Source organism: Roseateles sp., from assembly GCF_036486225.1.
Lineage (GTDB): Bacteria > Pseudomonadota > Gammaproteobacteria > Burkholderiales > Burkholderiaceae_C > Roseateles.
The window spans coordinates 1-9,459 of sequence record NZ_DASVNZ010000187.1 but is presented as its reverse complement, the minus strand read 5'-3'; the positions used below and the strand labels follow the sequence as shown (position 1 = coordinate 9,459).

Here is a 9,459-nt window from a genome sequence, read left to right as displayed (position 1 = left end):
CGCCGGCCGCGCCCGCCAAGCCCGGCGCCCGCCTGCTGGAACTGCAGGTCGGCCCGCTGACCGACCTGACGCTGGCCGACAACCTCGTCGAGCTGTTCAAGGAAATCACCGACCTCGGCACGATCGAGCCGCTGGACGGCGGCATCTCCGCCGACGGCATGCGCCGCTTCAAGGTGCTGACGAGCAGCACCGACAACGATCTGCTGGACTTGTTCACCTTCCACGTCTCGCGCGAGCAGGTCAAGCTGCTGCCGCTGAGCGAAGGTTTCGGCTTCCATGAAGGCGCCCCCGGCGCTCCGGTAGAAACCAAGAAGGACGAGGACCCCGGCTACGGCTTCTTCGACGACGCCCCCGGCGTGCCCGAAGCGACCGCCGCCGAAGCCAAGGCCGAAGCGCCCAAGGCCAGCGTGCCGGTGCCCACGGCCAAGCCGGCAGCGCCCGCGCGTACCGAGGTCGCCCCGCGCGCCGGCGGCGCGAGTCCGGACCAGTCCACGCTGCGCGTTTCCGTCGAGAAGGTCGACCAGTTGATCAACCTGGTCGGCGAACTTGTCATCACGCAGGCGATGCTGGCGCAGAACAGCCGCAACCTGGACCCGGGCCTGTACCAGCAGTTGGCCTCCGGCCTGGCCGACCTGGAGCGCAACACGCGCGACCTGCAGGAATCGGTCATGTCGATCCGCATGATTCCGATGTCGGTCGTGTTCAACCGTTTCCCGCGCATGCTGCGCGACCTGGCGGCCAAGCTCGGCAAGAAGGTCGAGCTCGTCACGCAGGGTGAAGCCACGGAACTGGACAAGGGCCTGGTCGAGAAGATCACCGACCCCTTGACCCACCTGGTGCGCAACAGCTGCGATCACGGCATCGAGTCGCCCGCCGACCGCGTCGCCAAGGGCAAGCCCGAACAGGGCACGATCACGCTGGTCGCCTCCCACCAGGGCGGCTCCATCGTCATCGAAGTGCGCGACGACGGCCGCGGCCTGAATCGCGAGAAGCTGATCCGCAAGGCCCGCGAAAAGGGCATCGACGCGCCGGACACCATGACCGACCAGGAAGTCTGGGGCCTGATCTTCGCGCCGGGCTTCTCGACCGCGGACCAGGTCACCGACGTCTCCGGCCGCGGCGTCGGCATGGACGTGGTGAAGAAGAACATCACCTCGCTGGGCGGCACGGTGGAGATCGACTCCGCCGAAGGCTACGGCATGAAGGTCTCGGTCCGCCTGCCGCTGACGCTGGCCATCATGGACGGCATGAGCGTGGGCGTCGGCGAAGAGGTGTACATCCTCCCGCTGTCGTCGGTGGTCGAGTCCTTCCAGGTCCAGTCCGACACCATCAAGACCGTCGGCGGTTCCGGCCGCGTGGTCGAGGTCCGCGACGAATACATGCCGGTGGTTGAACTCGAGCAGGTCTTCAACGTCCCCCGCTTCGACTTCGAGCATGTCAGCTCCATCATGGTCGTGGTCGAGGCCGAAGGCGGCCGTGTCGCGATGCTGGTGGACGAGCTGCTCGGCCAGCAGCAGGTCGTCGTCAAGAACCTGGAGGCGAACTACCGCAAGGTGACAGACGTCTCGGGCGCGACCATCATGGGCGACGGCCGCGTGGCGCTGATCCTGGACGTGGGCAGCCTGGTGCGCCGCTCGCGTCATTGAGATTCCCGGACGTTTTTGAATCAGGGCGGACGTCGGCCGACAGGCCGGCGCCCAACGCATAAGAGGTAGACATGAATTTCAGCGCGTTGATGCGTCAATTCAGCATCCGGACCCGCATGATCGGCGCGATCGGCATCGTGCTGGCGCTGCTGATGGTCGTGGGTAGCGTCGGCCTGTTCGGCATGCAGTCGATGCGCGGCCAGACCCAGGAGTTCCTCGAAAAATCCGCGGCGCGCGGCCAGCGCGTAGGCAGCCTTCACGGCGCGATGGGAGAGATCCGTCGCTACGAGAAGGACATGATCATCAACTACGAGAAGCCCGAGGTGGTGAAGACCGCCCACGCCGCATGGGACGCCGCCCGCAAGGCGGCGGCGGAGCACCTCGACGCCGTGTCGGCGCTCAGCCCGGACGACGACAAGGCCACGCTGGCGCAGATCAAGGCGTCTCTGGAGACCTACGCACAGAAGGCTTCCAACGTGGTCACCCAGCTCGAAGCCGGCGCCTATGACCATGCCGCGGTCGCCGACCGGCTGCTGGGTCCGGCCAAGGATCAGGTCGCGCAAGCCGAGAAGCAGCTCGACGAGGTCGAGAAGCGCATGCAGGTGCAAGCCGAAGACATGCGCGTCGGCATCGAGAAAACGCAAGGCGGCGTGCTGTGGACCTTCGGCCTGGTGCTGGTGTTCGCCGCGATCGTCGTGGTGCCGCTGACGCTGCTCAACATGCAGACGATCTGCGCGCCGCTGGCCGACGCCGAAGCCCTGGCCGCCGCGATCGCCGAAGGCGACCTGTCGCGCACAATGAAGCCGGTCGAAGGCGTCGACGAGGCGTCCAAGCTGATGCGCTCGCTGCACCACATGCAGGAGGCACTGCAGTCGATGGTCGGCCAGTTGCGCACGGCGGCCGATTCGATCCGCACGGCGTCGGTCGAGATCGCCACCGGCAACCAGGACCTGTCCAGCCGCACCGAGCAGACCGCGTCCAACCTGCAGGAAGCCGCCTCCTCGCTGGTGCAACTGACCGGCACCGTCAAGCAGACCGCCGACTCGGCCCGCACCGCCAACCAGCTGGCCTCCTCCGCGTCCGGCGCGGCGGCCAAGGGCGGCGAAGTGGTGAGCCAGGTGGTCTCGACGATGGACGAGATCAACGCCAGCTCCAAGCGCATCAGCGACATCATCGGCACCATCGACGGCATCGCGTTCCAGACCAACATCCTGGCGCTGAATGCCGCCGTGGAAGCCGCGCGCGCCGGCGAGCAGGGCCGCGGCTTCGCAGTCGTGGCCGGCGAGGTCCGCTCCCTGGCCCAGCGCAGCGCCGAGGCCGCCCGCGAGATCAAGACCTTGATCGGCGCCAGCGTCGAGCGCGTCGAGACCGGCTCGCGCCTGGTGCAGGAAGCCGGCAGCTCGATGAGCGACATCGTCTCCAGCGTGCAGCGCGTGACGGACATCATTGGCGAGATCACCGCCGCGTCCAGCGAGCAGAGCGACGGCATCAGCCAGGTCACCCAGGGCGTCAGCAACCTCGACCAGATGACGCAGCAGAATGCCGCGTTGGTCGAGCAGTCCGCCGCCGCCGCGGAAAGTCTGAAGGACCAGGCCGAACGCCTGGGCGGCGTGGTCGATCGCTTCCGCGTGTCGGGCCAGGCACCAGCGCTGTCGACGACCGCATTCACCGCCAAGTCGGACACCGCTTCGAAGCCGGCCCCGTCCGCTCACCCGACGACGACATCGGTCAAGCCGGCCGGCAAGACGCCGGTCAAGACCGCGACGGCCAAGACGACGGGCGCCAAGGTCGTGAAGAGCACGTCCAACGTCAAACCAGCCGCCACGTCGGCAGCAAAGACCACCACCACGACGGCGGCCAAGCCGGCCGTCGTCAAGCCCGCGGCCTCGCCCAAGGCCGCGCCCGCACCGTTCACTCCCAAGCCGGCAGTCCCGGCCACCACCGCCGACGACGGCGACTGGGAAACCTTCTAATCAGCCGCACGAGGTCAACACATGGAAATCGTCCAACAAACCGGCACGCAAGTCGTGCAAGCGAACTCCGGCGCGCTGGTCCCGCAAGGCGCCGCGAACGCCGCGCCCGCCAGCGGTGAATACCTGACCTTCCGCCTGGGTCAGGAGGAATACGGCATCGACATCCTGAAGGTCCAGGAGATCCGTTCCTACGAGCAGCCGACCCGCATCGCCAACGCGCCCGACTTCATCAAGGGCGTCGTGAACCTGCGCGGCGTGATCGTGCCGATCGTCGACCTGCGCCTGAAGCTCGGCTGCGCCACGGCCGAATACAACAGCTTCACCGTCGTCATCGTGCTGAACGTCAAGAACCGCGTCGTCGGCGCGGTGGTGGACTCGGTGTCCGACGTGCTGGAACTGAACCGCGACGTCATCCGTCCGGCGCCGGAACTCAGCGCCAGCACCGTCAACACCAGCTTCATCATGGGCATCGGCGCTGTCGCCGAGCGCATGCTGATCCTGATCGACATCGAGGGCCTGATGTCCAGCGCGGACATGGGACTGATGGACGCGGTCACGATGGCCTGATCGAACGACAAGACGCCCGGCCCGCCCGGGCGTTTTTTCTGGTCGGTCCGCGCCGTGACGGCGCGTGAAGAGAGAGCGTGGTACGTGGGGGGATGGCGCCAGAGAGCGTAGTGCCCGGCGCCGGCAGCAGCCAAGGAGCCCGTTCATGTTCGACTCGATCAAGACCCGGCTGATCGCGCTGGGCGTCGGCATCGTCGCCCTGACCTTGCTGGCGATCACCGTCGCCAACTACGTGACCGTGCGGGGGCATACCCGTCAGCAGGTCTCCCAATCCCTGGATGAACTGGCCGCGGCGCGCTCCGACGCGATCCGGCAGTGGGTCCGGTCGCAGCGCGACATCGTCGCCTCCCTGCAGCCGGCCGTCGCGGCCGCCGATCCGGTGCCGCTGCTGCAGCAGGCGGCGAAATCCGGGCGACTGGAAGCCGCCTACGTCGGCTTCGCCGACAAGAAGATCGTCTTCAACACCCCGCAGAACCTGCCGGCCGATTACGACCCCACCGGGCGACCCTGGTACACCGGTGCAGCCTCCGCGTCAGGCACCGTGCTGACGGCGCCCTACATGGACGCCTCCAAGGGCCGGCTGGTGGTCACCTTCGCCGCGGCGGACAAGAGCGGCGGCGCCACCAAGGCCGTCATCGCCACGGACGTCTTCCTGGACGACGTCGTCGCGACGGTCCAGGCGATCAAGCCGACGCCGGGCGGCTTCGCGTTCCTGATGTCCAAGGACGGGAAGATCGTCGCGCACCCCGACGCCAAGCTGGCACTGAAGGACGCCACCGCCGTCTCCGAGCAGTTGACGCCGCAGGCGCTGGCGACGGCGCTCGATCCGGCCGCGGGCTGGGTGGAGGCGACCGTCGGCGGCGACACCTTCCTGGTCAGCGGCACGCCGATCGCGGACACCGACTGGCAGCTCTTCGTCGCGGCGAAGAAGGACGAGGCCCTCGCCTCCCTGAGCGCGCTGCTGCGCACCGCGGTGATCACGGCGCTGATCATGATGGCGATCGCGGCGCTGGCGATGACCGGCACGATCAGCGCGATGCTGCGCGGCGTGGACCGCGTGCGCGCCGCACTCGACGACATCAGCGCCGGCGACGGCGACCTGACACAGCGCCTGCCCGCGGGGGGCCGCGACGAGGTCGGCCGGATCGCGTCCTCGTTCAACCTGTTCGCCGAGAAGATCCAGCGCATCCTGCTGGACGTGCGGTCGGCGAGCAACTCCATCACGACCGCCTCGAGCGAGATCGCGATCGGCTCGCAGGACCTGTCGCAGCGCACGGAAGAGACAGCGTCCAACCTGCAGCAGGCGGCGTCCTCGATGGAGGAACTGACCGCGACGGTGCGCCAGACCGCCGACGCGGCGCAGACGGCCAACCAGCTGGCGTCGAGCGCTTCCAGCGCGGCGGCGCGCGGCGGCGAGGTCGTCGGCCAGGTGGTCTCGACGATGGACGAGATCAACGCCAGCTCCAAGAAGATCAACGACATCATCGGCACGATCGACGGGATCGCCTTCCAGACCAACATCCTGGCGCTGAATGCGGCGGTCGAGGCCGCGCGCGCCGGGGAGCAGGGCCGCGGCTTCGCGGTCGTCGCGAGCGAGGTGCGATCGCTGGCGCAGCGCAGCGCTGAGGCGGCCAAGGAGATCAAGACGCTGATCGGCGCCAGCGTGACCAGCGTCGAGGCCGGTTCGCGGCTGGTGCGGGCGGCGGGCGAGTCGATGAACGACATCGTGGGCAGCGTGCAGCGGGTGACCGACATCATCGGCGAGATCACCGCCGCGTCGACCGAGCAGAGCAGCGGCATCGCGCAGGTCAACGATGCCGTCGTCCAGCTGGACCGGATGACGCAGCAGAACGCGGCGCTGGTCGAGGAATCTGCCGCCGCCGCGGAGAGCCTGAAGGACCAGGCGCACCGGCTGACCGAGATCGTGTCGGTCTTCCGGCTGGGTGCGGAGGGGATGGCGCCGGTCGCCAGGACCGCCAAGCCGGCAAAGCCGGCGGCTGTCGCCCCGCCTTCCTCCCCTTCCTCGTCTTCCTCGTCGTTGAAGGCCTCGCCATCCAGCCCGTCGGCGGCCACGACGAAGCCGGCGGCCAAGGGTGCGCCCAAGTCCCCTGCTCCTCCGACGCTCGCGGCCCCCAAGCCCATGCCGTCGCCGTCGCCCTCACCCTCGCCAAAACCCACGACTGCGGCCGCGGTCGCCTCGCCGCCACCCCGGTCCGCGCCAGCGGCCGACGACGGCGACTGGGAGACGTTCTGAAGCGGAGAATGCAGGTCTCGTGCGCGGCCGGCCCGGCTTGATAGCCCGGACGCCGCCCCCACGATAGAAAGCTCCCGCGCTGACGCGCGCGAAACGCTGAGACACTGTCCCGGCATTTCGACAGATTCACGAGGCCTGCATGACCGACACCGCCGCCGCCGCGCCCGCCGCCGCGAACCCCTTGCTCTCGACCGCGTCGTTGCCCGACTTCGCCGCGATCGACCCCTCGCACATCCAGCCTGCCATCGCCGATCTGCTGACCGAGGCCCAGAAGGCCCTCGACCAGGTCACGGCGTCCGAGGCCCCCGCCGACTACGACTTCCTGTCCCGCACGCTCAACGTCGCGTCCGAGCGCCTGGGCACCGCCTGGGGCGCCGTGGGCCATCTGAACGCGGTCGCCAACACCCCGGCGCTGCGCGAGGCCTACAACGCGATGCTGCCCGCGGTCACCGAGTTCTACACCGCGCTCGGCGCCAACGAGGCGCTCTACGCCAAATACAAGGCGATCGCCGCATTGCCCGGCCTGACGCCCGAGCGCGCGCAGCTGCTCAAGCACGCCATGCGCGATTTCGTCCTGTCTGGCGCCGAACTGCAGGGAGAGGCCAAGGAGCGCTTCGCGAAGATCCAGGAACGCAGCGCCGAACTCGGCCAGGCCTTCTCCGAACACGTGATGGACGCGACCGACGGCTGGAGCCACCTCGCGAAAGCCTCCGAACTGAAGGGCGTGCCGGCGGACGTGATCGCCAACGCCCGTGCCGCGGCGGAGAAGGACGGCAACACCGATCCCGACACGCACAAGCTCACGCTGCACTTCCCCGTCTACATGCCGGTGATGCAGTACGCCGAAGACCGCGCGCTGCGCGAGCGCCTGTACCGCGCCTACGTGACGCGGGCCAGCGAGCTCGGCGACAAGCCGGAGTGGGACAACGGCCCGCTGATGCAGGAACTGCTGATGCTGCGCCAGGAGGAGGCACGGCTGCTGGGCTTCGCCAGCTTCGCCGAGGCCTCGCTGGTGCCGAAGATGGCGACCTCGCCCGCGCAGGTGCTGGAATTCCTGCGCGACCTGGCCGGTCGCGCCCGCCCCTATGCGCAGCGCGATCTCGACGAGCTGCGCGATTTCGCCAAGGCGGCGTTGCGCATGGACGAGTTGCAGGCCTGGGACCTGCCGTTCGTGTCCGAGAAGCTGAAGGAAGCGCGCTACGCCTTCTCCGACCAGGAGGTGCGGCAATACCTGACCCTGCCGCATGTGCTGGACGGCCTGTTCCGCATCGTCGACCGCCTGTTCGGCGTGCAGCTGGTGCCGGCGAAGGCCTCGGTGTGGCACGAGTCGGTGCAGTTCTGCGAACTGCGCCGCGATGGCCGCTTGATCGGACAGGTCTACCTGGACCTGTACGCGCGCAACGGCAAGCGGCCCGGCGCGTGGATGGACGAGGTGCGCAGCCGCTGGGCGCGGCCGGACCTGGCGGGCACCGGCGCCGAGCAGATCCCCGTCGCGCACCTGGTGTGCAACTTCCCGCAAGGCGCGGACGGCAAGCCCGCGCTGCTGACGCACGACGACGTCACGACGCTCTTCCACGAATGCGGTCACGGCCTGCACCACCTGCTGACCCGGGTGGCGGAACTGGGCGTGTCGGGCATCTCCGGCGTCGAGTGGGACGCGGTCGAGCTGCCGAGCCAGTTCATGGAGAACTTCTGCTGGGAGTGGGAAGTCATCCAGCAGCTGTCCGCGCATGTGGACACCGGCGAGCCGCTGCCGCGCGCGCTGTTCGACAAGATGCTGGCGGCGAAGAACTTCCAGGCCGGCCTGCAGACGCTGCGCCAGATCGAGTTCTCGCTCTTCGACATGCGGCTGCATGCGGAGCCGGGTTCGGAGACGCGCGTGCAGGAGCTGCTGGCCGAGGTGCGCGACGAGGTGTCGGTGCTGCCGCCGCCCGCCTTCAACCGCTTCCAGCACAGCTTCTCGCACATCTTCGCCGGCGGGTATGCGGCGGGCTACTACAGCTACAAGTGGGCGGAAGTCCTCTCGGCCGACTGCTGGAGCGCGTTCGAGGAGGAAGGCGTGTTCAACCCGGCGACGGGCCGGCGCTACCTCGACGAGATCCTGTCCATGGGCAGCGTGCGGGACGCGATGGACAATTTCAAGGCCTTCCGAGGCCGCGAGCCGCAGATCGACGCGCTGCTGAGGCATCAAGGCATGGCCTGACCCCGCGATCCCGGGGACCTCGTCAACCGCGAGACCCGGGCTCGCGTTCCTCCCGGAACCGAGGGAAACCCGGTGGCGCCGGCGGCTTGAGCCGCTGGCAACATGGCGTTCAGGGCGCGGGCGACAGACCGGCGCCCCTCGAGGGAGACATCGCATGCCGAATGACCGATCGCGCCGCAGGACCGGCGCGCTGAGCCGCGCCGTCGCGGCCTTGGCCCTGCTGCTGGGCGCGAGCGCCGTGATGGCGCTGTCGCCGGTCATGCCGCCGCCGCCCCCCTCGATCAAGCCGCCCCCGCTTCCGCCGCCGGTGCGCTGGATCTCGATCCAGGCCGCCGACGCCAGCACGCCGATCCGGCTGCAGCAGGTGTCGGTGCAGGGCCGCATCAGCGGCAGTTCCGCGGTCTCCCGCGTCGAGCTCACGCTGTTCAACCCCAACGCCAGGGTGCTCTCCGGAGAGCTCCAGTTCCCGCTCAACGGCGGCCAGACGGTCACCGGTTTCTCGCTCGACATCAACGGCGTGCTGCGCCGCGCCGTGCCGGTCGAGAAAGCCAAGGGCCGCCAGGTCTACGAAGACACCATCCGCAATCGCGTCGATCCGGCCCTGCTCGAGGTGACCGAGGGCAACTTCTACAAGCTGCAGGTCTATCCGCTGCCCGCAGGTGGCACGCGTCGCGTGGTGCTGGAGATCCGCGAATCGCTGGAGAGCGCCGGAGCCGGCACCGCGCCGATCTGGCGCTTGCCGCTGCAGTTCAACGGTGCCGTCGACCGCCTGGCGGTGGACGTCCGGATCGACGGCGCCTCCCCCTCCCAGCTGAC

Annotated in this window: 6 protein-coding genes; all 6 read left to right on the top strand. The window is 68.8% G+C overall.

The genetic code is table 11. The features are described from left to right. On the top strand, window positions 1-1,646 hold a 1,646-nt coding region (locus VF536_RS13235), incomplete at its 5' end, for a chemotaxis protein CheA (protein ID WP_331615317.1). 71 nt (window positions 1,647-1,717) lie between these two features. Continuing rightward, the gene (locus tag VF536_RS13230) at window positions 1,718-3,619 is read left to right on the top strand and encodes a methyl-accepting chemotaxis protein (RefSeq protein ID WP_331615316.1); all 1,902 of its coding nucleotides are present in this window, start codon (window positions 1,718-1,720) and stop codon (window positions 3,617-3,619) included. 21 nt (window positions 3,620-3,640) lie between these two features. After that, a complete protein-coding gene (locus VF536_RS13225; RefSeq protein WP_297531341.1) occupies window positions 3,641-4,186 on the top strand; it encodes a chemotaxis protein CheW in 546 nt (181 codons plus the stop codon). A 145-nt stretch (window positions 4,187-4,331) separates the two neighbouring features. Next, window positions 4,332-6,440: a methyl-accepting chemotaxis protein gene (locus VF536_RS13220; protein ID WP_331615315.1), complete on the top strand. Its 2,109-nt coding sequence runs from the start codon at window positions 4,332-4,334 to the stop codon at window positions 6,438-6,440. 139 nt (window positions 6,441-6,579) lie between these two features. Further along, window positions 6,580-8,643 (top strand): M3 family metallopeptidase, encoded by a 2,064-nt coding sequence (locus tag VF536_RS13215; protein WP_331615314.1) that lies wholly within the window; start codon window positions 6,580-6,582, stop codon window positions 8,641-8,643. Window positions 8,644-8,797: 154 nt separating this feature from the next. Beyond that, window positions 8,798-9,459: VIT domain-containing protein (locus VF536_RS13210; RefSeq protein ID WP_331615313.1), on the top strand; the 662-nt coding region annotated here is incomplete at its 3' end.

Excerpts from the sequence above, each read along its gene's own strand:
- VF536_RS13220 (WP_331615315.1), top strand. The coding sequence starts at position 4,332 with ATGTTCGACTCGATCAAGACCCGGCTGATCGCGCTGGGCGTCGGCATC.
- VF536_RS13225 (WP_297531341.1), top strand. The coding sequence starts at position 3,641 with ATGGAAATCGTCCAACAAACCGGCACGCAAGTCGTGCAAGCGAACTCC.
- VF536_RS13230 (WP_331615316.1), top strand. The coding sequence starts at position 1,718 with ATGAATTTCAGCGCGTTGATGCGTCAATTCAGCATCCGGACCCGCATG.
- VF536_RS13215 (WP_331615314.1), top strand. The coding sequence starts at position 6,580 with ATGACCGACACCGCCGCCGCCGCGCCCGCCGCCGCGAACCCCTTGCTC.